Genomic DNA, 25175 nt, shown 5'->3' with positions numbered 1-25175 from the left:
AATCATTCCCCTCACGTCAAAGATGGTAAGCAAATACTTGATGGGAGGGGAAGCTATGGCCGAGAAGTATCGTGTCGTTAAAGTCAGTTACTCCGAGGAATTATCGTCTGACTCAGAACTGTGGTTCAAGCGCTTTATTGAGAAGGCGTTGTTGGACCATATTACTAAAGACGATTATAGACTTCAGGCTTTATTGATTAGTAAAAATAATAATTTGAAAGGATTTTACCATGAATGAAAAAGATTTAACGGTCATTTATGGCCGTGTCAGTTCAGCTGCCCAAAGTCTTGAGTTACAGCTTTCTGCAGCTAGGAGATACCTTGAATCACAGGGTTTAACCGGAAAAGAGGACTTTGTGATCAAACTAACCGATCATGACGTTTCTGCAACAAAGTTCAAAATGAAGGATAGACCAAAACTGATGGAGTTAATCCAACTAATACAAGAAGGTAAAGTTAAAAAGGTTATTGGATATAAGCGGGATCGCTTCGCTAGAAACTTTTATGAGTTTGTGGATATCACGAGAGTTTTTATTAAATATAATGTGGAAGTTGTTTATACAGCTAGCAATGAACCGCCATTCCGAAATAAGTTAGCTCTAGAAGCATTTTATGGAATGTTCGGACAGATGGAAGGCGAAAATATTCGAACACGTACCAGTGATACCCGCAAGCAGTATCCTTCCAGCATCTTTGGATATAAGCGTATAAAGGAAGAAAATCAAGTTAATTTTGTCGTGAATGAGGAAAAGCGAGATTCTATTGTTTCACTATTCACTGAGTTTAGTAATGTGAAAGACGAAGAGCAATTTTTTAACTTTTTTATGACACGCCACAAGGGACTAAATCAACCTGAGAAACGACTACGAATTTTAACCAATCCATTTTACGCTGCTCATTACGATTCGAAAAATGGGTTGCACCCAATGGATCATGTAGAACCTATAATCTGTTTAGATTTATATTTGGTAGCCAAGTCTCAGATAGATGAATTTCTAGCTATCTATAAAGAAAGGCTTAATGAGGTTAATAACCTGTTCATGACAACACCATTGTGCGGCAAATGCGGAAATAAAATGAAGCATCGCAAGCAAAACGTTCTGGATGAAGGTTATTTCGTTTGCAGTGCCAATCATAAAAGGCAGATGATTACAGTTGTTGAATTAAATGATTCCGTTAGGCAGGCTGTTCTGGAGCATGTACAGTCTATGTCTGCCCAGTTAGCCAATAAGATTATGTCCAAACATATTGCTAATACAAAGAAACGATTAGAACATGAAAAGGATATCGCAACATCAGAATATCTTGAATCTTCACTTGAGCTAAGTACCATTAACCTAAGCAGCAAATCTGTTATTTCTAGATACTTGGATAGAATTCAAATGTTAAAGGACAAATCCAATAAGATTGGGCAAGATTTATTAGCTTTACAACTATTAAGTAATGAGATTAGAAGGATTGACAAGATTTTATCTCAACAAGAATTAAGCCTTTCGCATCAAGACATTCAACGATTAACGGAATTGCTTGTTCATGATGTCATAGTTCATGAATCCTATATAGGAATTGATCTATTTCTTTCAACATTTGCAAAGGAATGGAATGCATCATGAGGACAAAAGCAACCGCCTATTTACGTTATTCAGATAAAAAACAAGATGGTAATCATTCATTGGAAATTCAGAAAAACCAAATCCAACTGTTGTCTGAAAGAGAAAATCTAGAAATTGTTGAATGGCGTGCGGACAAAGCAACAAGTGCCTATCACAATAATGCCAGTAAACGTCAAGGTATCCAGATGATTCTTGAGGATATTGAAAATGGCGCAGAAGCGATCTGCTTCTACGAAGAATCTAGAATTACCCGTAGTATCACAGATTTTTATAATGAGGTCTACACCCCTGTTAAACAACAATATCCATTCGTAAGGTTTTTCAGCACTCAATATGATGGTGTTTGGAACCCTAACGACCCTATTGTACAAGCCAAGCTTGTTTTTGCTGCAGAGGAATCGGAAATAAAATCCGTCCGAGCAAAGGATGCTCAAGCAAGTTTACTTGGAGAAAAAAAACGACCCGGCTCTCGTGTACCCGTTGGCTACGATATGGTTGATGGTATCTTATATCCAAGTAAAGATGCTCCAATTGTAGAACTCATCTTTTATCTAACAAGTCTAGGACACTCGCAAGATGTAATAGCTGATTATTTTAACAAATGCAAGATAAGAACGAACAAGATTAAGTATTGGAATAGTAGCACCATTGGTTATGTTTTATCCAACCGCGTCTATTCTGGAAATTTAGCTTGGAATGTTAGAACGAGCTATGAAATCAGCAGATCTAAACCGGAATCTGAAATTGATTTGTTAAGGCATTCGCATGACTCCATTGTCAGTCCGACACTTGTTCATTTGGTAAATCAAATCAACGAATTGAAAGCTCAATACGGTACAATGAGTACGCCTTATTACCTTCGTGGAATAATTAAATGTAAGAAATGTGATGCTTTGCTTCAAGCAAAAGACAATTCTCCCAAAGGTAAAAAAGGTAAATACATGATTTATCGGTGTACAGAATGCAAGAAAACTGTATCTATCATTCCTGTTCACAAAACCGTTTTAAATGATTTGCAACGCAAGTGGAATACTCAACTTTCAACCTTTGTAATAAGTGCTAAGGAACAACTGAAGGGCTGGTCTGCGAAACTCCTAAAGGCTAAAAATAAGCGAAAGGGACTTTTAGAAAAATCACTCTATAATGAGAAAATGCTCGCACCTGATATTACGACCAACACCCTATTGGCTGAAGCTTTCTCAGTTTCACAAATACACTTGCAAGGTGAAATTATGTATATCAATACAACACTGGATGAAATCAATCGATTACTTGAAGACAACTTTCTCGATGCATTTATGAATGAGCTGATACAGGAGAGTTTTTACGACTTTTCAGATACCGAATTACGAGTCTTCTTCCTAATGTATTTCGATGAAGTGATGATTGATTTTGAGAAAAACAACGAAATCCAGATCAGTTATCGTCTTTCTCCATTTATTTCGTTAGAGGTAACAACTGGTCAGCTAACCGAAAAAATTGGCAATAGAGAGAATTTGACTGGTTAAGAAACCGAAATTCTTCTAAGCAACGAATTCAAACTCCATCGTTTGTAGTTCTCTACTCTCAAAAACCCTTGATATCAATGCTTTTTGGGAGTAGCCTTTCGGCTTTCTGACCATCGAAGAATACTTCGATGGTTAATAAACCGAACCATATATTTACTTTATGGTCAAAAAACCGAAAGTTTAAACTGCAATAAAATCATAATTTTTTATGAAAAAGTCTTCAAATATAAAATTACGAAGATATAATGTATTCCGGTTAACCAATTACTGATTAAAAGATTTTAGAGGGAAATAAATAGCTATTAAATATGTTAGACAATTTTAGTTTACTCAATTTTAAAAACTTAAAGGAGAAATTATTATAATGAAATGTGCAATTTATATTCGAACAGCAAGCAAAAACAATCAAGATTACCACTTAAAAACACAAACTGAGCGACTTGAACGCTATATTACAGAACGAAAATGGGAGTTATTCAATTCATATATTGATATTGGTTCAGGTACCAATAAGCATAAAAATCTACAGGCGATGATTGAAGATGCCCAAAATAATAAATTTGATGTTATTCTTTCGACAGACCCCTCACGATTATTTCGATATCCTGAACAATCGTCTAAAATGAAGAAGCTGTGTGAATTGAATGAAATTCATATTATAACATTAGATGGTTCCATTAATACTCAGCAACGAAATGTAGATTTAATTAGTCTTTATGCTTGGATAATTGAACATGAGACTCAAATCATGAGCCAACGAATCAAATATGGTAAGAAGAAACGCATATTAGAAGAACAAATTAAGTAATTTTCAATAATATATCGTAACCCAACAACAAGCGAAAACCGCAGCGGTTACATAGCCATCATTAGATGATTATGTAATTTTCTGCGGTTTTTATTATGAAAGGAGCATTAATCAATGCAAACAAGTAATATTAGCAAAGGCGAGTTATACAGCCGAATGAATCCTGAAGCATTCAAATATCTAAAAAAAGTAGAAGGATTGTTATCTGAATTCCTATATGATTCTCATAAAAATAAGGTTAAATCAAACGTCCTTAACTTAAATAGAAAGGGGCGGTCTTAATGAGTAAAAACACTCTTTCTGCAGAACGAATCTACACAGATCCCAAGCTGGCATTTACTCAAGTAATTAAAGCAATCATTGATAATAAAATTGAGGAACTTGTCAATAATGCTAACAAGGTGAACACTGCTACATCTCAATCAAACGATAAGGAGTAAGATGCTTCATGAGATGTGCAATTTATATTCGAGTATCAACAGACAAAGAGGAACAAAAAGCATCACTAAAATATCAAAAAGAATTATTTTATAAATTCATTGAAGAAAAAGGATGGGACATCTACGAATTTTACGTAGATGTTCAATCCGGGACAACAGCAAAGAGAAAAAACCTTCAACGAATGATCGAAGACGCTCAAGACAAAAAGTTCGATATCATCTTAGCCAAAGAGTTATCACGGCTTGCTCGGAACGGTGAGTTATCATACAAAATCAAAAACCTTTGCGAAAATCAAGGGATCCACATTATCACATTGGATAATGCGATCAACACATTAACCGGCAATACCAATATGTTTGGTTTGTACGCTTGGATGTATGAACAAGAATCTCAAAATACAAGCAATCGTGTAAAAGAAACATTGAAAACACGTGCAAAAAAGGGATTGTTTAAAGGGTCCAATCCTCCATACGGCTATGAGGTTGTGGAAGGTAAGCTTTATATTCGTAAAGATGAGACACCTGACATTGTGCGACGAATTTATAGAGAGTATCTTGAAGGTAGTGGTCGTGAAAGTATCGCACGACGACTTTACAATGAAGGAGTCAAAACACCAGCTGATGTTGCAGGGAAGAAAAATGCGAGTGATAAATGGAATGATTCCACAATCAAGCTCATTCTTACAAATCCTCATTACGTTGGGGATTTAGTTCAAGGACGCACGACCACAGTAAGTGTCACAAGCAAAAAACGAAAGAAACAACAGAAAGATGAAATGTATATCTTTGAAAATACCCATGAACCCATCATTTCAAGGGATATGTTTGAAGCGGTACAAAATCTGATGAAGCAGCGCAAAAAATTCATTACGGCTCCGAAGCTTCACTTATTTACGAACATCCTCTTCTGTGCCGACTGCGGAAAGGGAATGTGGTATAGAAGCAATAGACCACATGGTTACATTTGCGGTAATTACGCTCGTCACGGTAAAAAGGCTTGCAGCTCTCACACGATTAAAGAGGATTTTCTCAAAGAAACGATTTTATATGATATCCAAAAACTTGTTCAAGAAATTGATAAAGAACAATATCTGAAAGAACTTGAGGCAAAGTCAAAGAAATCAAAGAAGGATATCCAACAAAAGCTGGATAAGTTCAACAAGCAAATCGAAGTGTTAAAAATTCGAAAAAAGAAATTCATCAATTTGCTTGCTGATGAAAAAATCAAGCATGATGAGTATTTAGAAATGGTAGAAGATAACAATAACGAACTCTCTCAACTTGCTGAAAAGAAAAATGAAATAATTTCGATGCTCGAAAGTGAGCAAATCATTGATAATATCGATAAGCTTAAACAAGAGCTTCTCCAATTTCTTAATTTTGATGAATTAACACCTGAATTATTACATCGCCTCATTAATCGAATCGATGTAAAAGAAGACGGCACTCCGGTAATACATTACCGATTTGCCGCCCCAACATTTGAATAGAAGCAGGATTTCCCCTTATTGGGAACCTGCTTCTTCTTTTAAAATCATCTGCGATACTACCTCAACATGTGCGGTATGCGGAAACATATCAACCGGCTGCAAATATTCCACCTTATAATCTTTAGACAAATAATCAATATCCTTCGCTAAGGTAGAGGGATTACATGACACATAGACAAACTTTTTCGGCTTTACTTTTTTGATTGCGTCTAATAGTTTTCGATCACAGCCTGTTCTCGGCGGGTCAACGACTACAACATCTGGGCGCCAGCCTTCTTCTACCCATTTTGGCAGCCAGTGTTCTGCTGTACCTGTTACATAGGTTGCGTTTTCGATACCGTGTCTATCTGCATTTTTTTGCGCATCTGTAATCGCGGCTTCGATTGTATCCATTCCGCGGACTTCCCTTGCGCCATCTGCTAGCCATAAGCCAATAGTTCCGACACCACAATAAGCATCCGCTATTTTTTCTTTTCCTGTTAACGCGGCTGCTTTTTTTACTTCATCATACAGCTTTACTGTTTGAACAGGGTTCAATTGGAAAAAAGCTCTTGCTGACAATTCGAAGTTTAAATCACCTAGTGTTTCTTGAATGACTTCTTCCCCGCTTAAATGGATTGTTTTATCGCCAAAAATAAGAGACGTTTTATTGCCGTTGATGTTTTGCACTAATGATTTCACTTCTGGTAATCTTTTTTGAATTTCGGCCATTACTAATTTTTTTCTTGGCATTTCTTTTTGTGTCGTAATCAGTACAACTTGCACTTCTCCAGATTCAAAGCCAGCGCGCGTTACAATCGTGCGGACGATCCCTTTTTGTTTCCGTTCATCATAGATTGGCACTTGGAATTCTTCTAATATTTTGCGGACTTCTTCTGATACTTTATTCGTTAATGGATGCTGTACCATACAATTCTGAATGGGGATTAAGCGATGGGAATCAAGTCCATATAGCCCTGCAATCACAGCACCATTTTTTTGCTGTCCCACTTGGAATTGGCTTTTATTACGATAGTTCCATGGATCTTCCATGCCGATTGTTGGGCGAATATCCAATTTATCGATTTTTAGCTTTGTGTGTCTTTCTAATGATTGAATAACTATATCTCTTTTTTCCTGCAATTGCTGATCATAGGCTAAATGCTGAAGCTGACATCCTCCACATTGTTCATAAAAAGGACATGGTGCCTGTACGCGAAAAGGCGAGGACTTTCTTATCTTCTTTACCTTTCCTTCTGAAAACTTGGGCTGAACCTTTGTCGCTTCAACTACCACTTCTTCTCCTGGAAGAGCACCTGGCACAAATACAACCTGCCTTTTAAAATAGCCGACTCCTTCTCCGTTGATCCCTAAACGTTTTATTGTCAACGGGAAGGTTTGTCCTACCTTCAGCTTCGCTATCATATTTTGCTGTTTATCTTTCATCTATAATTACTCCTATTATCTTCTATTAAAAGGTACTACTATCTTTCCTCATTCTGTCTTCTTCCTATACTAAAGCTTCTTTGGGGAAATATCCAGTTTTGCTTATTCACAGAAGCTGAAAAAAATTTCCACCTAATAAAAAATATATTCCTTAGGTATATGGAACTGAAATTCATTACATGATTTAGCATTGGCTTAATAGTAGATTAATAATCCTTTTCTATACTAAGGTAGTACGAAAAATTACTTTGTTGAGGTGATTCTTTTGAATTTCAAGAAGTTAACATTGGGAATGAGACTGCTTTGCTTTTTGCAGGAATGTTAGTTGGCTGCTCTGACCAAAAAGATGACCAAACGGAAGATACCGAAACAGAAACACCAGCAGAGAACGAAAAAGAAGAATAAAAAAGTGAATATAGAAACAACAAAAAGGCTGATTAACATGTTCAGCCTTTTTTCTTATATACATTTTCTAAAAAAGCAGATTATTCCTCTTCTGAACTTGCTTTGTTTTTCAGAGCAAAATAATCTTTTAACATCACCTGATTTTCTGCTATATCTGCTAGTGTATACTGGTCTAATACTTTAAAAAACTGTTCCAATGCATTATTTAGAACATGCTTTAATGAACATACTGGCGTGATGACACAGGCATTATTATCATCAAAACATTCTACCAAATAGAAGTTTTCCTCTGTTTGGCGGATAACTGCTCCAATATTAATATCTGCTGGATCCATTGCTAAGCGAAAACCACCGCTTCTTCCTCTGATTGTTTCTATATAGCCTAATTTCCCGAGATTGAAAATAATCTTCATTAAATGGTTTTTCGATATATTATAAACTTCCGATATTTCTTTGATATTTGTTAGTTTTGGCTGTTCTTGTGTTGCCAAATAGATTAATACTCTTAGAGAGTAGTCAGAATAATTGGTTAACCGCATAACTCTATCTCCTTTTGTTATTTTTACGGTTCTGATAGTGAAATTGTGAACATTTTGTTAAACATGTTAAAAACAGTGAAAAAGATGTATTTAAAATATTGCTTTTATCGAGACAGAATCCTATCATTAAAGATGTATTTAAAATATTACTTTAAAAGAAGGTTATAAAAATGCTATCACAAAAAACAATTGACATCATTAAATCTACTGTACCAGTATTACAAGTCCATGGTACACAAATAACTACTGTTTTCTACAAAAATATGTTTGCTGCCCACCCTGAACTGCTGAATATTTTCAATCATGCTAATCAAGCACGAGGACGCCAGCAAACCGCTCTTGCTAATACCGTATTAGCAGCAGCACAAAATATTGATCAGCTTGAGACTATTATACCAGTTGTAAAACAAATCGCCCACAAACACCGCAGTTTAATGGTGAAAGCCGAGCACTATCCAATCGTCGGGGAATTTCTTTTAAAAGCGATTAAAGAAGTCCTAGGAGATGCTGCAACAGATGAAATTATCCAAGCATGGGCTGATGCTTATGGTGTAATTGCACAAGTATTTATTGATATCGAAAAAGAAATGTATGAAGAAAGTGCTTCTCAAAATGGCGGTTGGTCTGACTATAAAGAATTTAAAGTGATAAAGAAAGTAAATGAAAGTGATGTTATTACGTCCTTTTATTTAGCTCCAGCTGACGGAAGTTCGTTACCAGCCTATGAAGCAGGTCAATATATTACCATCCGCTTATCCATTCCTGGGGAGAAATTCTTATTTAACCGTCAGTACAGCCTATCATGTGCCAGCAATAAAGAATATTTCCGTATTTCCGTTAAAAAGGAAGCGTCAGTAGAAAATCCGGATGGCAAAGTTTCTAATTATCTTCATAGCGATATTAATGTTGATGATCTAGTAGAAGTTACCGTTCCAGCTGGTGATTTTACCCTTTTAAAAGAAGAAAACCCAATTGTTTTTATCAGTGGGGGTGTTGGTATCACCCCATTTATGAGCATGGTAGGAAGTATTGCAACAGAGCAGCCCAATCGCGAGGTACACTTTATTCATTCTGCAAGAAGTGGTTCCATCCAAGCATTCAAAGAGGAATTAATCCAACTGAAAGAAAAAATTACGAATCTCACTCTTTCTTATATATACGAAAATCCTTCCGAAGAAGATAAGCTAAACCCATTCTTCCAAAAGGCTGGCTATATTGATGCAGACTGGCTAAAAGAGAATGCCATTACGACAGATGGACATTACTATGTCTGCGGCCCAGTTCCATTTTTACAAGCAGTGATAACAGGATTGAAGAAAAATGGGATTGATGATAGTCATATTCATTATGAATTCTTTGGTCCTTCTATGAAGTTATAAGAAAGAAAAAAGCCATTTGTCCGCTGACAACTGGCTTTTTTCTATTAATGGATATCCCGTTTCTTAAAGTTACCGCCTTTTACTTCTGATACATCATAAATAGCGACAAATGCTGTCGGATCTAATTCATGGATAATCTCTTTCATTTTTCTTTCTTCCATCCGGCTGACTACACATGTAATTTCTTTAAATGGCTCATTTGAGTATCCGCCTTCTGCAAGTGTATATGTCGCACTCCGACCTAGGCGGTCACGAATGGTTTCAACCATTACTTCTGGTTCATCTGTAATAATTTTAAACGTTTTGGATCCACTTAAACCTTCTTCTACAATGTGGATTACTTTAGAGGCAATGAAGTATGCAATCGCGGATAAAATAGCTCCTTGAAGACCAAATACCGTAGATACGAAAATAAATACAAACAAGTTTAAAAATAAGATTAAATCACTTGTTCCAAATGGTAATTTTCTTGAAAGCAATACAGCTAACATATCAATTCCATCTAATGCTCCACCATTACGCAAGGCTAAACCCATTCCAAAACCGATAATAATCCCGCCAACAACTGTTATTAGAAGCGTATCTCCTTCAATGATGGTCGGGACATGGTGCATTAAGCTTGTACTAATAGCTAAAGAAAGTATACCGATAACCGAATATATAGCAAAACTTTTTCCTATCTGTTTATATCCTAAAAATATAAAGGGAATATTTAGTATTCCAATCAAAATTCCAAGGGGGAATCCCATTAACTGAGAACCAACGATACTTAAACCAGTAACCCCTCCATCAGATACTGCATTAGGAATAAGCACTGCTTCCAGCCCATATCCAGTGATAATTCCTCCAATAATAACTAATAATGCTCTTGAAGCCATAATAAGCTTCTTTGGTTTTTTCTGTGTCTTTTTCTCCATTTACTTTCCTCGTTTCAAACTATTTAAATAATCAACTTATTTATATTTTACCATAGTTAATTGTTAACAACTAAAGATAAGGCTAAAGAGCTACTCAATACTTCTCCATAGGTATAGGGATGCATAGCTTAAATACGGATGCCATTCCGGGAGCAACGCCTCCATTTCTTCTTTTGTCGGCTTTTGATCCAATTGTAAAAGCTTTTTCAGCGCATTTTGAATCCCTATATCTGCAATGGGAAAAAGATTATTCCTTCCTAATCCAAATAATAATAGATTCTGAATAGTCCATTGGCCTATTCCTCGATAGCGGATTAATTCTTTCATAATTTCGTCATCAGACTTTTTTTCTAAACTTGCGGTATCTAAATTACCTTTTATTATTTCATTGGAAAGATCGATAATATACTCAGCTTTTCTTGTACTAAATTGCAGCTCACGCAATTCTTGGACAGTAAGCTTTGCTACTGTTTCTGGTGCTGGGTAAAACCAGACACCATCTTTTTGAAAACCATATGTAGTCACAAAACGCTCGGTTAAGGTGAAGGCAAACTTTAGGTTTAGCTGCTGATGGATTATACACTTTACTAAACTGTTGTAAGGATGAAAATCTAATACAATCGGTGTTCCATAATGCTCCTCAAAGAGCGGCTTTAATTTGGTTGATTGAAAATGTTCATGAATGGCGAGCAATGATTCATCCCACCGGAAAATTCTGCGGATTTCTTTATAAATGAGGTCATGCAATGAGGAATCTATTTCCTCCCACTCTAAGCGAAATGTTGGTTTTTCCGTTATTCCAGTTGCTTGTATCTTCACCACGATTGGTTTGTTATCGATACGAAGTGGTACTTTTACCCATCTTGCTTCTTTATCTAGTACATGTAGTGGATCTAAGGCTAATCTGCTTAAGACGAGATCAAAATTATAAGGTCCTTCAATTTTAACGGTATGCAAAGTGATCACCTGTTTTTTTCTTGTATTATAGCATGAAAAAGCCCAATAAAGAGAAGGAATTCTCTCATTGGGCATACTACAATTCTTATTGCATGATTCCTTCATCCATTTCTTTCTTCAATGTTAAATCGTCTAAGCTTTTAAAGGTATAGCCTCTTTGTTTCAAATCTTTAATTGCTTGTTCTAATGCTTCTGCGTTATCTTTTGAAACAGTATGAAGTAATAAAATACAGCCCGGATGAACTTGTTTCATTATATTGTCATAGCTATACTTCCAACCCTTTTGCTGGTCTGTCTTCCAATCTACAAAGGCTAATGACCAGAACACTTGTGTATATCCTAACTCTTGAGCAAGCTTTAATGTTCTCTCACTAAAAACACCACGCGGGGGACGTAAGTAACTCATTCCCTTTTTCCCTGTTAGTGCTTCTGTTTCTTTCAGAACGGAATCAAGCTCCTGCTTTAATTTTTCATCACTAACTTGTGTAAAATCTGGATGATGGTAGGAATGGTTTCCAATAATATGACCTTCCGCAGCCATTCTTTTAACAAGATCTGGAGCGCTTTTTAAATAATGACCAGTAATGAAAAACGTTGCAGGTACCTTTTCTTTTTTGAGAACATCAAGAATTTTTCCTGTATATCCATTTTCATAGCCATTATCAAAGGTTAGATAAAGTACCTTATCTTCACTGGTATCTTTATAATAAGCACCATACTTTTCCAGTAAAGTATCTAACTCTTGCCCTGCTTCTGCCGGTTGTTCATTTGCTCCCTTTTTAAATCCCCAGCTTAGCGGTTTATTGGATACACTCGCTCCTACAGGAAGGGCAAATAAACAAAAAGCAGAAAAGCAAATAAACGTTTTGATTGCTAATTTCAATGTAATTCCTCCTTTGCCGTTCATTCCTTTTGTTATTTTCTGTACACTGGAGGAATTCATTCTTGGTAATAACAAGCAAAGAAAAAAACGGCTAAGCTTTTAGCCGTTCTCACCACATTTATTTGTATACACGATCTTTAAATTGCGCTAATTTTTCTAAAGAAGACATTTCAATATCTTGATGAAGAGAATTACCATGAGCATCCATTGTCACCACGGCTTTAAATCCCTCTACCTTTAAATGCCACATCGCTTCAGGAATTCCAAACTGCATAAGGTCTACACCTTCTACCGATTTAATGCAATCAGCGTAATATTGGGCCGCTCCGCCAATGGCATTTAAGTAGACACCGCCATGCTCTTCCAATGCTTTTAGTGTTTTAGCACCCATACCACCTTTTCCAATCACTGCGCGGATACCAAATTTTTTCATGATATCCCCTTGGTAAGGCTCTTCCCGAATACTTGTTGTTGGTCCAGCAGCCTTCACATGCCAATTTCCATCTTCATCTTTGAGCATAACTGGTCCACAATGATAAATAATTTGTCCATTTAAATCAATAGGAGCATCATTTGTACTTAAATATTTATGGATCGCATCTCGCCCTGTGTACATCATTCCATTAATTTGGACAACATCTCCGACTTTTAATTGACGGATTTCCTCTTCACTAATTGGTGCTTGAAGGATAATGACTTCCTCTGCTGCCGCTACTTCATTTTCTTCCGTATCTGCTTTGAAATCGATTTTATCTCCTTCTTGATATTGCCACTCCTTAATTTCCCCTGTATCAGGATTTACGGAGATAGCCAAACGGCGGAATGCCCAGCAATTGTAAGCAACGGATACAAAGAAGCTTGCGGGAATACGGTTCATTACGCCAATTTTACAGCCTAACAGTGTTGTTTCCCCGCCGAATCCCATTGTACCAATTCCTAGTTTATTCGCATTCTCCATGATGTACGCTTCTAGCGCCGCTAATTCTGGAATATCATTTGTATCATCGACAGAGCGGAATAGCTGCTCTTTCGCTAAATCATATCCTGCAGAACGGTCTCCACCGATACCGACTCCAATGAAACCAGCACTACAGCCTTGCCCTTGTGCTTGATATACAGAATGAAGAATACATTTACGAATTCCGTCTAAATCACGACCAGCACGGCCAAGACCTTCTAATTCACATGGAAGGCTGTATTGGATATTTTTATTTTCGCAGCCTCCGCCTTTTAAAATTAAACGAATATCGATATAATCCTTTTCCCACTGTTCAAACTTTATGACAGGTGTCCCTGCCCCTAAATTATTCCCGCTATTTTCCCCTGTAAGTGAATCAACGGAGTTTGGTCTGAGCTTCCCATTTTTCGTTGCAAGCTCCATCGCTTCATAAATAGCTGCTTTTATATCCAGCTGATTGACAGCAATAGGTGTTTTAATTTTAAATGTTGGCAGCCCTGTATCTTGGCAAATAGGTGAGACTTCCTTATCTGCCATTCCAATGTTTTGCGTAATGGTCGCTAAACTCATCGCTGAACGAGTGCCAGCATTTTCTGATGCAGTAGCTTTCGCAATTGCACGTCGCACATCTTTTGGAAGATTGGTCGATGTTTCTACAATTAAATCGTAAATACTCTTCTTTAGATTTTCAAAATACATGCTTCTCCCCCTCATTTGAAAAGCGCAAGTCCAATCTTGCACATTTTATATTACATACATACTCCCTATCAAAAATTATACTCTTCTCTTTGGCGATAGAGAAGTGATTTGCAATCGTTTACAGAAAATTACTATAAATTTGTTTTTTCTATATAGAAAAAGAAGAGATATCCTTCATCTATAGGAGATCTCTTCTTTACAAATCATTGTTTCTAAACGTCCCCACTTTAAAGACGTCTAGTATTAAGATAATGCATTCTCTACTTCATCTATTAATTGCTGTGCATCAATTTCTACTGGGAATTGGAATTCTTTATCATTAATAAAGACAGTTGGTACCATCTTTACTTGACGCTCGATTGCCTCTGCGGTAATTTTTAAACTAATATCAATTGTTGCCGGCTCTTCTTTCAAGCCATATGTTTCTGTTAACATTTGCTTAATAAAGTCACTATCCTTTTCACTCCATTGACTTTGTTTCGCAAATAAATCTTTCATAATTTCATAGATGCGCTCTGGCTCATTATAATCAAAAAATAAGTTTGCCAATGTGCCATACAATAGCATTTCACGTGGTTTATCATAATGCTTAATCACATATTGCACTTTTCCATTCTCTATATATGGTTTTAAGCTTTGATCTGCTGCAGCAAAGAAAGTAGCGCAGTAGGGGCATGCTAAATTTAAAAACACCTCTACTTTTACTGGGGCATCTTCTCTTCCGTAACTTAAAAATGCATTTTTTAGTTTTGACATGATCTTTCCTCCTTATTTTATATTAGTGGGAATAATAGAATCATCCGTTGTTACCGCGTCTTTAATACTAATTTCTTTTTTGAGTAGCTCAGCTGAATAAAAAGTATCCGCAAGCTTTTGTTGACTGTTAATTATATCTTCATTTATTTTTTGCACACCAAAGGTTCTTCTATCATTTGCCTTTTGTAATGGTGCTTCCTCTAAACCAAGCTCAGAAGCTAAGATTTTAGCGACTTCGTCCTTATTTTCATTTGCCCATTGATCTGCTTTTTGTAATTCTTCTAAAATTATTTTTGTAACTTCCGGTTTTTCCTTTAATAATTTATCTGTTGCAAAATAGAATGTCCGATTTTCTGTCAGGTCCTTCCCATTGATTACTGTTCGAGTATCGACCTTATTTTCAACAATGGCTAAATATGGATCCCAAGTGCCATATACATCAAATTCACCTTTTGTAAATGCAGCTAATCCTTCAGCAGCATCCTTATAGAATTTTATTGTCACATCATCTAATGCAATGCCTGCTTTTTCCAATGCAACTAGCAATAAATAGTGCTGATTTCCACCTTGAGTAACACCTATAGTTTTTCCTTTTAAATCTTCAACTGTTTGGATTGATGAGTCCTCTTTGACTATTAGGGCTACACCTTCTGGATAAGGGGCTTCTGAGGCCACATAATGTAACGGATGCCCACCAGCTTGCATAAATACAGCATTACCATCAGAAGCATGTCCGAAATCAATATTATCTGTATTTAAAGCCTCCAACAAAACAGTTCCTGTCGGAAATACCTTCCACTCTATTTGGTAGCCAGCATCATTTAAGGCTTTATCTAAATTCCCATGCTCTTTTAGAATATTTAATGTATTCCCTTTTTGATAGCCAATTGTAATGACTTCTTTATCCTTGTCTCCCGACGGTTTAGTATCCGTTGAAGCCTTATCTCCACACGCAGCTAAAACAATAGCTACGAATGATGCAACGATAAATAGTGATAATCTTTTCATCTTTATCCCCCTAATATCTGATTAAGTATTTTTGTTTCATAGTAAGTAAATTTATCATTGCGTTCACGAGGTCTTGGCAACTCAATAATTTCATCTAATTGAATGATTCCTTTATCAATAACAATAACCCGATCCGCTAACCTGACTGCTTCTGTTACATCATGGGTTACTAGAAGAGAAGTAAATCTTCGTTGCTGCCATATTTCCTCTATTAAATTCTGCATTTCCAATCGTGTGAGTGCATCTAACGCTCCAAGTGGCTCATCAAATAGAAGAATATCAGGATTACTCGCTAAAGCACGGGCAAGGGCAATTCTCTGCTTTTGACCACCTGATAATTGATCTGGCCAATCCTTTTTCTTTTCGATTAATCCCACTCGTTCCAGTGAGTTTATCGCATCATCTTCTTTATCTGCTCCTAGTTCAATGTTTTTTATAATATTTTTCCAAGGGAGCAGACGATCATCTTGAAACATAATCCTAATTTTAGGTTCTCGCTCTCCTTCGCCAGAAAAAAGCAAACTGCCTTTTGAAGGCTGTTCTAACTTTGCAATGACTCGAAGCAATGTACTTTTGCCACATCCACTACGCCCAACAATTGCCGTAAAGCTTTCCTGTTCAAGTGATAGATTAATGTTGCTTAGTACTTCATTTGTACCGAAACTTTTTGCTACCTCTTTTAATTCTATTTTGAACATATCATCACCTCATTCCATCTTAATCTCGTCGATAAGCGGGATTCCATTTTAAAAATCTTTGTTCGAGCAGTTTTGCGAGAAAATCGGATAATTTACCTAAGATGGCATACAAAACAATTGTTAATACAACAATATCCATTTGCATAAATTCTCGACCATTTGTTGCCAAAAATCCGATTCCAGCATCGGCACCAATCGTTTCCGCAACAATTAAGGAAGTCCACATGACTCCAAGAGCATACCGGACTCCGACTAAAATAGACGGCAAAGCACCTGGTAAGATGATATTTCTAAAAAGCAGCCATTTATTTAAACCATAAACAGATCCCATCTCTACTAATTTCCGATCAACATTTTTAATGCCATTAAATGTGTTGATATAAATGGGGAACATAACCCCTATTCCCACTAAGAAAATCTTGGCACTCTCTCCAATCCCAAACCAGAGTATGACAAGGGGAATTAATGCTAAGTGTGGAATCGTTCGTATCATTTGAATAGATGTATCAATGACTCTTTCAAAAAATAAAATGGTCCCATTAAATAAACCTAAAATAAATCCTAATGTTCCCCCAATGACGAAACCGATAATTGCCCGCTGTGTGCTTATCCACACATGTTCTTGTAAATCGCCTGTCCCCCATAAGCTAATTCCTGCTTTTATAACCTCTACTGGAGTTGGCAAAATAGAGGAAGTAATAATCTGAAACTGCCCCAGAATTTGCCAAAGTACAATAAGGACAATAGGAAGGATCCATGGTACATATGGATTGTCATACCACCTTTTGTTTCTTTTCACTTTTTCCACCTTCCAAACACTGTAAAATTGATTGTAACGTTCTTTATTATAGTAATTCCAATCGGATTTGTAAACATTAAAATTTTTAATTATCAGTAAAATTAGCGCATAAAAAAACACCCATCTGCTGAGTGTTTTTAAACAAATTTATTTTTTATTGATAGGAACTATGAATCGGTTTTATAAATCTCTATGTTTAAACTCATTACATTTTGATTCAATTTCATCTATCATTTCAATTAAGCGATCAATATCCTCTAGTTCAGCTTCTTCTGGATCAATGGCATCTAGCACATCCATAAACATATTTAATCTTGTCTTTAGAAAAGTAACTTGCTCATTTTTATCTGTAATTGAACTACCCAATGTATTCTCTCCTTTCAAAACTACTTCTTAATCGTAACGAATTTTTCTTCTTTCGGCAACCTTCCTCTTTTTAGCTTGGCACAGGTATTATTTTTTTACACATTCATAGAGGAAAAAGAAAGAAACATCTAGTCAAGATGCTCCTTTCTGTTTATTTATTGACACTTTCCTTCCCTAACCCTGTAGCTATATAATCGATAATTCTATCCATCACTTGAGGAAAAAGCTCTGTTCCTATTTCATCTTTATGCAATCTTATCATCATAATCGCTTGGATAACTCCTACCGTTAATTCTGGATTCTCTTTAGGTAAGACTCCACGATCCATAAGAACTTTGATAGCATTGATTCCTCTTTGAGTATGTATCCGCGAGAATTCTTCCATCTGTTCCGGAAGTTTTCTTGTAAGTCTTTCATGTTCATCACTCTGAAACACACGTTGAAGAAAGGGATTTTCCTCCACAAATGTGAAGGATGTATGAAAAAATGAAGTAAGCAAGTCCTTCGGAGAAAGATCTTCACGAAATAACTCAGCAAGAACTGTCTCACGTACTTCTTCTTCATTTTTTAGAATTTCAAAATAAAGCTCCTCTTTAGATTGAAAGAATTTATAGAATGAGCCCTTAGCAATCCCGCATGCCTGTACAATATCATCAATAGTTGTTTTAGCCAGTCCATACTGTATAAAAATTTCTCTTCCTTTTTCCATAAGGGCATGATGGATATGCTCTTTTTCCTGTTTTGTAAATTTAGGCATGATAAATCTCCTTTTAATATTTTTATGACTTTTTATAGACATTTAGTCATATAATGTTTATACTTATCTTAATCTCTTTGTAAATAAAAGTAAATAAGTAATAGTATATTTTTGAATTTATATGACTATAAGACCTTTTTTTGTTCACATAAAGAGATAACGATGGAGGGGAAATTCATTGTTAGATCTATTTCCTCTCCTTTCAATATTGAATATAAAGATGGAGAGATGAAAATGAAGACCTTAGAAAAAGCATTTGAATTTGAAAAATTATATAATTTTCGTGATATTGGCGGCATGACAACCAGTGACGGGCGCAAAATGAAAGCTGGTGTATTATTTCGTTCAGAAGAGTTATCTAAGTTATCCAACAAAGATTTGGAAACCTTCGATAAATTGAATATAAAAGCCATTTGTGATTTAAGAACACCTAATGAGCAAAAATCAAAGGTAAGTCGTATCCCGACTGGAAAAAGAATTCAATTATTAAATGTATCCATCCATGATAAAAGCCGAGAATTCACCCGTCTTGAATTCTTTAAATTTCTAGTTAGCAAGTCAAATACCATTGATTTTGAAAAGATCATGAAAGAAATGTATGAACATATGGCATTTGGCTGTCATAAGGAAATTCGCGAAATTCTTATCTTTCTTTCAAACCAGCAAAATATTCCTGCCCTGATTCATTGCACAGGAGGAAAAGACCGAACTGGCTTTGTATCAGCAATTATTCAATTACTTGTGGGTGTCCCATATGAAGCGGTTATAAACGAATATCTAGTATCAAATCAGTTAATAGCTGCTCGTATGAAGAAAGTCGAAACTTTTATTAGATGGATGAGTTTGTTTCAAGTATCGCCAGAACGATTAAAACCCATGTTAGAGGTTCAGCGTGATTATTTAGAAGACGTATATAGAAAAATCATCGAAGAGTACGGAAACATAGAAACTTATCTTCTGGTGGCTTGTAATATTCCTCAAAGCAATTTAGACAAGCTCAAACAATTATTAATTGAATAGAAAGTTATGAGTTATGATCTTAAATATAGAAGTTTTACATGTGAAGATGGATTTAGAGAAAATTACTTTCTACCCAGCAAGTTTATTAAATAAAAGACAACCGCTACATAAAAAGAGCATCTTCTAAGACTTAAGATGCTCCTTTTCTCTACATTATTGTAGGGCTGTCCCCTTTTCCTTTACTTCCATCTCTTCTCTAACAGCAGGAAGCTGGGTTCCTTCTTTCATTTCTGACGATTCAATAATTTGGTCTTTCGTAGTAGCTATCTTATTCGTAATTTGGTTATATTGTCTCTTTGTTTGAAAGTAGAGTTGTCTGAAATCCTCCGTAATTTCTTTTAAGTCCTTGGAACGCTCACGCACAGTGGATTGAATTTGCTTGTACAATCTCTGAGTATCATTCGTAATAGCTTTCATGGCATCAGAAGAACGATGGAATCTTTCCTTCCAATCCTTTTTAAATTCATCTGGGTTATCTTTATAACTCTGAACAATGCGAGTGCTTCCATCTTTTAAATTCTCGAATTTCTGCATCGTTCTTTTTCTGGTAGCTGGATCAATTAGAGAAACTGTGACACCAATGACACTTCCAATTACTAAGCCTGTTACAATTTTATTTCCTTGATTTGCTGCATTAGACATATCATTCATCTCCCTTCTTCTCGTTAAAGATTCTTTTCCCGCCTACGTAATATTTAAACAAAAACGTTTGACAGATAGGATTTTTCCTTTAATAATGACAAGGGGCCTTTTATCCCTAACAATGGAAAAAAGCATTCTATACCTTTTTTACACATAGATATAGTTTAACTATTTATTTTATAAAGGAGCTTATAATGATTACTGAAAAAAACATAATTTCTCCAAGCATTGATCCTTGGGAAGCTTATATGGATATGGAGCAGCATGGAAAATTAACCTTATCTAACATTGAATTTACTACAACAACCTTATGTAATATGCGCTGCGAGCATTGTGCTGTTGGTTATACTCTTCAACCAAAAGACCCGAATGCTTTACCGATTGATTTATTACTAAAAAAACTGGATGAAATTCCGCATCTACGCTCACTAAGTATTACTGGCGGAGAGCCAATGATGAGCCGAAAATCTGTAGAAAATTATGTGGTCCCTCTTTTTAAATATGCACATAGCCGCGGAGTAAAAACACAGTTAAATTCAAATTTAACACTAGGTCTGGACCGTTACGAACCCGTAATTCCTTATTTAGATGTGCTGCATATTTCTCATAACTGGGGAACAGAAGAGGAATTTGCAGAACGAGGTTTTGCGATGATGACAAGAAAACCAACTTACGAACAAAGAGGGAAGCTATTTAACAACATTATTACAAATAGTAGAGCTTTAGTAGAAGCTGGGGTAGTTGTCTCTGCCGAAACCATGCTAAATAAGCGTACACTCCCATATTTAGAGCATATCCACCGGCAAATTGTTGAAGAGATGAAATGTCAAAGACACGAGATTCACCCTATGTACCCTTCAGATTTCGCTTCTGCTTTAGAAACATTATCACTAGATGAAATTCGTGACAGCATCAATCACCTTCTCGATATTCGCGATGAAAATGTGTGGATGCTATTTGGTACCCTTCCATTTTATCCGTGTAATACGAAAGAAGAAGATCTACAGTTATTAAATCGCCTTTATTCTAGCAAAAATGTTACAGTTCGAAACGATCCTGATGGTCGTTCTCGTTTAAACGTTAATATTTTTACTGGAGATGTAATTGTTACTGATTTCGGTGACACTCCAGCACTTGGCAATATTCAAACAGATCATTTAGAAGATATCTTCCAAAAATGGCTATCCACTGATTTAGCTCGTTCGCTAAATTGCCATTGTCCTGCTGTTAAATGCCTTGGACCAAATGTCCTTGTAAAAAACAGTTACTATCAAGATGTGGATTTTACAACAAGAAAAGCAGTAATTAGTCGATAATAAAAAGTAGTGTCCATTGATAGTTGATGGACACTTTTTATTGTGCGTTGTGGGCGTTTTTGCAAGATGATTTTGTACTATTGGTATATGTTTACGGTAAGGAGAAATGCTGTTTTTCTTTTTGGCTTATGAACACCATTTTTCTCTCTTCCCTCCGCTTTTTGGCTTTCATATCCCTTATGAACACCACTTTTCCGCTTAGCTTCCCTTCTTTTGGTTTTCATATCTCTTATGAACACCATTTTTCTCTTTCCTCTCCGCTTTTCTTGCTCTCATCCCTCCTATGAACACCATTTTTCCACTTAGCTTCCCTTCTTTTGGTTTTCATATCTCTTATGAACACCATTTTTCTCTTTCCTCTCCGCTTTTCTTGCTCTCATCCCTCCTATGAACACCATTTTTCCACTTAGCTTCCCTTCTTTTGGTTTTCATTTCTCTTATGAACACCATTTTTTCCAATTATCCCCTCCTTGTTTAGCTTTTCATCCTCCATAAAAAAGCCACTTTCTCCGATCCACTCTCTATTCCTGTTCGCTCCCCAACACCTTCTCCTAACAAAAAAAAAGACTGACATCCATAGTCAGCCTTTTATCCATCCATTTATTTCGGTTTTTCGCTTGCGCTAAATTCAAAGGAAATATGATCTTGGACGGGAATCCATGCACCAATTCCTTGAGAAGTTACATTTTTGACTATAATGGATTTTTTGCTACCTTTAAGCATCATGTATACTTCACCATATGTCACTTTTCCTTTTTCATTAACTGCAGGTGCATAACCGTATAAATATCCAAGTCTTTTAGCTGGGATATTGTATACTTGGTCCTTTTTCGTTCCTGTTCCAACCACTGTTTCAAAAGCAAGAGATAATCCTGAATTTTGAGCTGCTTTTACAAGCATCATTTTCTTCACTTGTTCTGCATTGGGAATTTTTGCAGTTAAGCCGCCCCTAATTTTTTTCTGTGATTCTTGCACATAATGGATCTGGTAGGATGATTTCCCACCACGATTATCATAGAAATTGGTATTTATTTTCTGATACTCCCAATTTGGCGCCGTTTCTGTTGACTCATAGTTAAGCGGCCATTGTCCTAAATAGACAATTGCTTTATAGCCAAGAGCAAATGGCGTACTATTAACCGTAGACTCATTCAACATACGAATCAAATCTGGATTATCGATTTTCACTTTAGAAGAATTAATAAGCTGCTGTGTTAACTCACTAGGTTGTAGCTTAGGCACATCCTGTGTTGGGTTTGGATACGTATTTTCCTTCGTTATATTCATAACTGCATTAGGTATGGTAATAATTTTGGATTTCGGTGGATTTTCTTCTTTTTCTTTCTCTTTTGCTTTTTCCGCATATGTGAACATTGGAAGCATTAAGAAAAAAGATAAAAGCACAATCATTATTTTCTTGTACATAGCAATTTGAACTCCCTTCAAATAATCATCCATCACTATGATTATTTTTTTCGGAGTTCATCAAGATTATCCATTATAAAATAATTTTTTTCTTTCCTTCTATTTAATTACAAATTTTCCCGTCAGCTTAGAACAGTATGGATGGAAAAATTGAATAGCTGGACCAAGTCCAAAAGCAATGATTAAGGTACCAAGCCCAATAGGTCCTTTTACTAAAAAAGCGAACAATAAAGCAAGTATTTCTCCAATTAGCTTAGCCATCATAAGATTGACTCCATATCTCTCCTGAATGGTAACCATAAAATCATCAATGGGATTTAAAGGAAATTCAGACTGTAAGTAGAGAGCAATCCCTAGACCAACAATAATTAACCCAGCAATAAGTAAAAGTAATTGACTCATAAACATAAAATAATGAAGACGATTAACAAGATGCGCCATCCAAAAATCAACAAAAAAGCCAAGAATAAACACGGTTGCAAGAGATAATAAATTTGGTCTTTTTCGTAAAAGAAAAGCATTAACAAATATAAGGAGGATACCTACAATAACAATCCAGCTTCCGATTGTTAATCCTACCAAATGAGACAAGCCTACATTAAGAGCATCCCAAGGACCAGCTCCTAAATTAGCCTTAATAGTCAACGTTGCCCCAAACGCTAATATAAAAAGCCCGCCAACGTACAAAAGCCATCGATAAAACAATGACGACATAGATTAAACCCCTTTCTCCACCCATCCTCTTACTTTCATTCATATGCATACGAAACTTAAAACTTGTCCTTTATCCTTAAAAATAAATAATCAGAATATTTACATTTATTAAATATTATTGTATAATAAGATCATCAAATAAAAGGAGGGCAGCTATTTAGATCGCTTGGATTTTAGTAAAGGAGGAAAATATAAACCTTTGAATATTCATCAATCAGAATGTAATCCACATTACAAAAGGAAAAGAGGTTGGTGATCCGATGGAAGCGACATGATAGATTCCCTAAACAACATATTTAAATCAACGAATACTTAAAATTTATTATCGAAAAATAAAGAGGTGAATAAAGAAAAAGAGGCCTAGCCGTTGTAAAGAAAACGGCTAGGCCTTGTTTTTCTAAATTATATAGTCTTAAAGCAAATAAAACCCAATTCCCATAATCGCATAAGCTGCCAGTAAGGTTGCTCCCTCAAACCAGTTTGTCTCTCCATCATTTGAAATACTTACCATTAGCAATACAGCTGTTACCATACTAATAAGTTCTGGCAGCGTAAAGACTAATGATAATCCACTTGGGAAAAACAAGGAAATTAATACTAATAACGGTGCAACAAACATCGCAATTTGCAACGTTGAACCAATCGCAATTTCAACCGCTATGTCCATTTTGTTCTTGTATGCCATTACAACAGCAGAAGCATGTTCTGCAGCATTTCCTACAATCGCCACAATAATGATCCCGATAAATAACTCAGACCAGCCAAAGGATTCTGCAACTACCTCGAAAGTATGTACTAGGTTTTCTGACACATAAGCAACTGCTAGTGTTGCAATCGCCAAAATAGCAATACTTTTTTTCACAGACCATTCTGGAGTTTCCTCATGAGCATGACCGTGGTCTCCACTCTTTTCCACTTGATAAACCCCGCGATGAGTTACTAATTTAAATAAAAGTGCTGCCAAATACAATACAATTAAAATAATAGCGATCCCAATACTTAAAGAAAATGTTTTTCCTTCACCCATATTCATCGTGAAAACTTCAGGAATAACAAACGCAACGATAACGGCGAAAATCAGCAGTCCTGAGTTATGACGAGCATCAAAAACATTAAATTGCTGTCTCTTATACTTTAACCCGCCGATAAAAAAGGACAACCCAGCTACAAGCAATAGATTCCCCAGCACAGATCCAGTTAAGGATGCTAATACTACTTCTGTTAACCCCTCACGTAAAGCAAATATAGCAATTATTAATTCTACAGCATTCCCAAAAGTAGCATTTAATAATCCACCAATTCGAGGGCCAGCGACAATAGCTAAGCTTTCTGTTGCTCTCCCCATAAAACTCGATAACGCGATGATGGTAAGACAGTAAATAACAAACATAAGAATGCTTGACCAATGTAACAAGGAACCTATTATCGATAATGGAACCCCAATAAATGCTGCAATCATAAATATTTTATTAACCATTTTTTCGCTTCCTTTCACTATCACCTTCATTTATTTTTCCCATCCGGCTGGAGGCTAAACTTATTATACAGCTACTTTCCCTAAATATAACCAATTTTCAAGAAATTTTACTGCTTTAGGAAAAGAAAAATAATATTCTTACTTCTCTAAAAAAATCTATTGCAATACTGTTCAAT

Annotated in this window: 27 protein-coding genes; 9 read left to right on the top strand and 18 right to left on the bottom strand. The window is 35.9% G+C overall.

The annotated features are described in order from the left end of the window. The first annotated feature begins 55 nt into the window (after positions 1 to 55). From NSQ92_RS00945 to NSQ92_RS00920, 6 genes are all read left to right on the top strand, one after another. Positions 56 to 238 carry a hypothetical protein gene (locus NSQ92_RS00945; protein ID WP_341152249.1) on the top strand — a complete coding sequence of 61 codons (183 nt, stop codon included), beginning with the start codon at positions 56 to 58 and terminating at the stop codon, positions 236 to 238. After that, positions 231 to 1613 (top strand): recombinase family protein, encoded by a 1383-nt coding sequence (locus NSQ92_RS00940; RefSeq protein ID WP_341152248.1) that lies wholly within the window; start codon positions 231 to 233, stop codon positions 1611 to 1613. The genes NSQ92_RS00945 and NSQ92_RS00940 overlap by 8 nt, the downstream gene beginning before the upstream one ends. Next, positions 1610 to 3121: a recombinase family protein gene (locus NSQ92_RS00935; RefSeq protein ID WP_341152247.1), complete on the top strand. Its 1512-nt coding sequence runs from the start codon at positions 1610 to 1612 to the stop codon at positions 3119 to 3121. Before NSQ92_RS00940 ends, NSQ92_RS00935 begins: the two co-directional genes overlap by 4 nt. A 364-nt stretch (positions 3122 to 3485) precedes the next feature. Continuing rightward, positions 3486 to 3929, top strand: coding sequence for a recombinase family protein (locus NSQ92_RS00930; RefSeq protein WP_341152246.1), 444 nt, complete (start codon positions 3486 to 3488; stop codon positions 3927 to 3929). A gap of 281 nt (positions 3930 to 4210) precedes the next feature. Further along, on the top strand, positions 4211 to 4369 hold the full coding sequence (locus tag NSQ92_RS00925; protein ID WP_341152245.1) for a hypothetical protein: 159 nt from the start codon (positions 4211 to 4213) through the stop codon (positions 4367 to 4369). Positions 4370 to 4377: 8 nt separating this feature from the next. Further along, on the top strand, positions 4378 to 5859 hold the full coding sequence (locus tag NSQ92_RS00920; RefSeq protein WP_341152244.1) for a recombinase family protein: 1482 nt from the start codon (positions 4378 to 4380) through the stop codon (positions 5857 to 5859). A gap of 15 nt (positions 5860 to 5874) precedes the next feature. Here NSQ92_RS00920 and rlmD read toward each other — a convergent pair whose 3' ends face one another. Together rlmD and NSQ92_RS00910 are read right to left on the bottom strand one after the other, a co-directional pair. Then, positions 5875 to 7284, bottom strand: coding sequence for a 23S rRNA (uracil(1939)-C(5))-methyltransferase RlmD (gene rlmD, locus NSQ92_RS00915; protein WP_341152243.1), 1410 nt, complete (start codon positions 7282 to 7284; stop codon positions 5875 to 5877). Positions 7285 to 7769: 485 nt separating this feature from the next. Then, entirely contained in the window at positions 7770 to 8228 is a 459-nt protein-coding gene (locus NSQ92_RS00910; RefSeq protein WP_047941702.1) for an RrF2 family transcriptional regulator, read from the bottom strand. Positions 8229 to 8398: 170 nt separating this feature from the next. Here NSQ92_RS00910 and hmpA point away from each other — a divergent pair, with 170 nt between their 5' ends. Next, positions 8399 to 9607 (top strand): NO-inducible flavohemoprotein, encoded by a 1209-nt coding sequence (gene hmpA / locus NSQ92_RS00905; RefSeq protein WP_047941703.1) that lies wholly within the window; start codon positions 8399 to 8401, stop codon positions 9605 to 9607. A 44-nt stretch (positions 9608 to 9651) separates the two neighbouring features. Here hmpA and NSQ92_RS00900 read toward each other — a convergent pair whose 3' ends face one another. The 10 genes from NSQ92_RS00900 to NSQ92_RS00855 form a co-directional block, all read right to left on the bottom strand. Beyond that, the gene (locus tag NSQ92_RS00900; RefSeq protein ID WP_047941704.1) at positions 9652 to 10524 is read right to left on the bottom strand and encodes a YitT family protein; all 873 of its coding nucleotides are present in this window, start codon (positions 10522 to 10524) and stop codon (positions 9652 to 9654) included. A 90-nt stretch (positions 10525 to 10614) separates the two neighbouring features. Further along, positions 10615 to 11481: a DNA-3-methyladenine glycosylase family protein gene (locus NSQ92_RS00895; protein WP_445669255.1), complete on the bottom strand. Its 867-nt coding sequence runs from the start codon at positions 11479 to 11481 to the stop codon at positions 10615 to 10617. An 85-nt stretch (positions 11482 to 11566) separates the two neighbouring features. Next, the gene (gene pdaA / locus NSQ92_RS00890) at positions 11567 to 12388 is read right to left on the bottom strand and encodes a delta-lactam-biosynthetic de-N-acetylase (RefSeq protein WP_047941822.1); all 822 of its coding nucleotides are present in this window, start codon (positions 12386 to 12388) and stop codon (positions 11567 to 11569) included. A 94-nt stretch (positions 12389 to 12482) separates the two neighbouring features. After that, complete coding sequence (locus NSQ92_RS00885) at positions 12483 to 14021, bottom strand: fumarate hydratase (protein WP_061799865.1); 1539 nt, start codon at positions 14019 to 14021, stop codon at positions 12483 to 12485. Positions 14022 to 14264: 243 nt separating this feature from the next. After that, positions 14265 to 14777, bottom strand: a complete 513-nt coding sequence (locus NSQ92_RS00880; protein WP_341152242.1) for a thioredoxin domain-containing protein — start codon at positions 14775 to 14777, stop codon at positions 14265 to 14267. Positions 14778 to 14789: 12 nt separating this feature from the next. Continuing rightward, the gene (locus NSQ92_RS00875) at positions 14790 to 15785 is read right to left on the bottom strand and encodes an aliphatic sulfonate ABC transporter substrate-binding protein (RefSeq protein ID WP_341152241.1); all 996 of its coding nucleotides are present in this window, start codon (positions 15783 to 15785) and stop codon (positions 14790 to 14792) included. 2 nt (positions 15786 to 15787) lie between these two features. Continuing rightward, the gene (locus NSQ92_RS00870; RefSeq protein ID WP_341152240.1) at positions 15788 to 16483 is read right to left on the bottom strand and encodes an ABC transporter ATP-binding protein; all 696 of its coding nucleotides are present in this window, start codon (positions 16481 to 16483) and stop codon (positions 15788 to 15790) included. A 19-nt stretch (positions 16484 to 16502) separates the two neighbouring features. Continuing rightward, a complete protein-coding gene (locus NSQ92_RS00865) occupies positions 16503 to 17282 on the bottom strand; it encodes an ABC transporter permease subunit (RefSeq protein ID WP_341152239.1) in 780 nt (259 codons plus the stop codon). 180 nt (positions 17283 to 17462) lie between these two features. Then, positions 17463 to 17648 carry an SE1561 family protein gene (locus NSQ92_RS00860; RefSeq protein WP_047941711.1) on the bottom strand — a complete coding sequence of 62 codons (186 nt, stop codon included), beginning with the start codon at positions 17646 to 17648 and terminating at the stop codon, positions 17463 to 17465. Between the two features lie 151 nt (positions 17649 to 17799). Continuing rightward, positions 17800 to 18405 (bottom strand): TetR/AcrR family transcriptional regulator, encoded by a 606-nt coding sequence (locus NSQ92_RS00855; RefSeq protein WP_061799877.1) that lies wholly within the window; start codon positions 18403 to 18405, stop codon positions 17800 to 17802. Positions 18406 to 18639: 234 nt separating this feature from the next. On the opposite strand from NSQ92_RS00855, the gene NSQ92_RS00850 reads away from it, so the two are divergent. Continuing rightward, positions 18640 to 19425: a tyrosine-protein phosphatase gene (locus NSQ92_RS00850; protein WP_047941823.1), complete on the top strand. Its 786-nt coding sequence runs from the start codon at positions 18640 to 18642 to the stop codon at positions 19423 to 19425. A 153-nt stretch (positions 19426 to 19578) separates the two neighbouring features. On the opposite strand, the gene NSQ92_RS00845 is transcribed toward NSQ92_RS00850, so the two are convergent. Beyond that, positions 19579 to 20067 carry a YtxH domain-containing protein gene (locus NSQ92_RS00845; protein WP_047941713.1) on the bottom strand — a complete coding sequence of 163 codons (489 nt, stop codon included), beginning with the start codon at positions 20065 to 20067 and terminating at the stop codon, positions 19579 to 19581. A 194-nt stretch (positions 20068 to 20261) separates the two neighbouring features. Here NSQ92_RS00845 and yfkAB point away from each other — a divergent pair, with 194 nt between their 5' ends. Further along, on the top strand, positions 20262 to 21383 hold the full coding sequence (gene yfkAB / locus NSQ92_RS00840; RefSeq protein WP_047941714.1) for a radical SAM/CxCxxxxC motif protein YfkAB: 1122 nt from the start codon (positions 20262 to 20264) through the stop codon (positions 21381 to 21383). Positions 21384 to 21460: 77 nt separating this feature from the next. Here yfkAB and NSQ92_RS00835 read toward each other — a convergent pair whose 3' ends face one another. The 5 genes from NSQ92_RS00835 to cax all read right to left on the bottom strand — a co-directional run bounded on the left by NSQ92_RS00835 (position 21461) and on the right by cax (position 24999). Beyond that, the gene (locus tag NSQ92_RS00835) at positions 21461 to 21625 is read right to left on the bottom strand and encodes a hypothetical protein (protein ID WP_341152238.1); all 165 of its coding nucleotides are present in this window, start codon (positions 21623 to 21625) and stop codon (positions 21461 to 21463) included. A gap of 91 nt (positions 21626 to 21716) precedes the next feature. After that, on the bottom strand, positions 21717 to 21842 hold the full coding sequence (locus tag NSQ92_RS00830; RefSeq protein ID WP_341152237.1) for a hypothetical protein: 126 nt from the start codon (positions 21840 to 21842) through the stop codon (positions 21717 to 21719). A 141-nt stretch (positions 21843 to 21983) separates the two neighbouring features. Further along, positions 21984 to 22808, bottom strand: a complete 825-nt coding sequence (locus NSQ92_RS00825) for a YfkD famly protein (protein ID WP_061799879.1) — start codon at positions 22806 to 22808, stop codon at positions 21984 to 21986. Positions 22809 to 22907: 99 nt separating this feature from the next. Next, positions 22908 to 23522 (bottom strand): YczE/YyaS/YitT family protein, encoded by a 615-nt coding sequence (locus tag NSQ92_RS00820; protein WP_047941716.1) that lies wholly within the window; start codon positions 23520 to 23522, stop codon positions 22908 to 22910. Between the two features lie 412 nt (positions 23523 to 23934). After that, the gene (gene cax / locus NSQ92_RS00815) at positions 23935 to 24999 is read right to left on the bottom strand and encodes a calcium/proton exchanger (RefSeq protein ID WP_061799881.1); all 1065 of its coding nucleotides are present in this window, start codon (positions 24997 to 24999) and stop codon (positions 23935 to 23937) included. Positions 25000 to 25175: the final 176 nt, after the last annotated feature.

Source organism: Niallia sp. FSL M8-0099, assembly GCF_038006945.1.
Lineage (GTDB): Bacteria > Bacillota > Bacilli > Bacillales > Cytobacillaceae > Niallia > Niallia circulans.
This window is presented reverse-complemented; position numbering and strand designations above follow the sequence as displayed.

Coding starts and splice junctions, on each gene's coding strand:
- NSQ92_RS00870 (WP_341152240.1), bottom strand. CDS start 16,483: ATGTTCAAAATAGAATTAAAAGAGGTAGCAAAAAGTTTCGGTACAAAT.
- NSQ92_RS00945 (WP_341152249.1), top strand. CDS start 56: ATGGCCGAGAAGTATCGTGTCGTTAAAGTCAGTTACTCCGAGGAATTA.
- NSQ92_RS00845 (WP_047941713.1), bottom strand. CDS start 20,067: ATGTCTAATGCAGCAAATCAAGGAAATAAAATTGTAACAGGCTTAGTA.
- NSQ92_RS00825 (WP_061799879.1), bottom strand. CDS start 22,808: ATGTACAAGAAAATAATGATTGTGCTTTTATCTTTTTTCTTAATGCTT.
- NSQ92_RS00920 (WP_341152244.1), top strand. CDS start 4,378: ATGAGATGTGCAATTTATATTCGAGTATCAACAGACAAAGAGGAACAA.
- NSQ92_RS00900 (WP_047941704.1), bottom strand. CDS start 10,524: ATGGAGAAAAAGACACAGAAAAAACCAAAGAAGCTTATTATGGCTTCA.
- hmpA (WP_047941703.1), top strand. CDS start 8,399: ATGCTATCACAAAAAACAATTGACATCATTAAATCTACTGTACCAGTA.
- yfkAB (WP_047941714.1), top strand. CDS start 20,262: ATGATTACTGAAAAAAACATAATTTCTCCAAGCATTGATCCTTGGGAA.
- NSQ92_RS00855 (WP_061799877.1), bottom strand. CDS start 18,405: ATGCCTAAATTTACAAAACAGGAAAAAGAGCATATCCATCATGCCCTT.
- NSQ92_RS00850 (WP_047941823.1), top strand. CDS start 18,640: ATGAAGACCTTAGAAAAAGCATTTGAATTTGAAAAATTATATAATTTT.
- cax (WP_061799881.1), bottom strand. CDS start 24,999: ATGGTTAATAAAATATTTATGATTGCAGCATTTATTGGGGTTCCATTA.
- NSQ92_RS00930 (WP_341152246.1), top strand. CDS start 3,486: ATGAAATGTGCAATTTATATTCGAACAGCAAGCAAAAACAATCAAGAT.
- pdaA (WP_047941822.1), bottom strand. CDS start 12,388: ATGAACGGCAAAGGAGGAATTACATTGAAATTAGCAATCAAAACGTTT.
- NSQ92_RS00875 (WP_341152241.1), bottom strand. CDS start 15,785: ATGAAAAGATTATCACTATTTATCGTTGCATCATTCGTAGCTATTGTT.
- NSQ92_RS00880 (WP_341152242.1), bottom strand. CDS start 14,777: ATGTCAAAACTAAAAAATGCATTTTTAAGTTACGGAAGAGAAGATGCC.
- NSQ92_RS00925 (WP_341152245.1), top strand. CDS start 4,211: ATGAGTAAAAACACTCTTTCTGCAGAACGAATCTACACAGATCCCAAG.
- NSQ92_RS00820 (WP_047941716.1), bottom strand. CDS start 23,522: ATGTCGTCATTGTTTTATCGATGGCTTTTGTACGTTGGCGGGCTTTTT.
- NSQ92_RS00940 (WP_341152248.1), top strand. CDS start 231: ATGAATGAAAAAGATTTAACGGTCATTTATGGCCGTGTCAGTTCAGCT.
- NSQ92_RS00910 (WP_047941702.1), bottom strand. CDS start 8,228: ATGCGGTTAACCAATTATTCTGACTACTCTCTAAGAGTATTAATCTAT.
- rlmD (WP_341152243.1), bottom strand. CDS start 7,284: ATGAAAGATAAACAGCAAAATATGATAGCGAAGCTGAAGGTAGGACAA.
- NSQ92_RS00885 (WP_061799865.1), bottom strand. CDS start 14,021: ATGTATTTTGAAAATCTAAAGAAGAGTATTTACGATTTAATTGTAGAA.
- NSQ92_RS00935 (WP_341152247.1), top strand. CDS start 1,610: ATGAGGACAAAAGCAACCGCCTATTTACGTTATTCAGATAAAAAACAA.
- NSQ92_RS00835 (WP_341152238.1), bottom strand. CDS start 21,625: ATGGTGTTCATAAGAGATATGAAAACCAAAAGAAGGGAAGCTAAGCGG.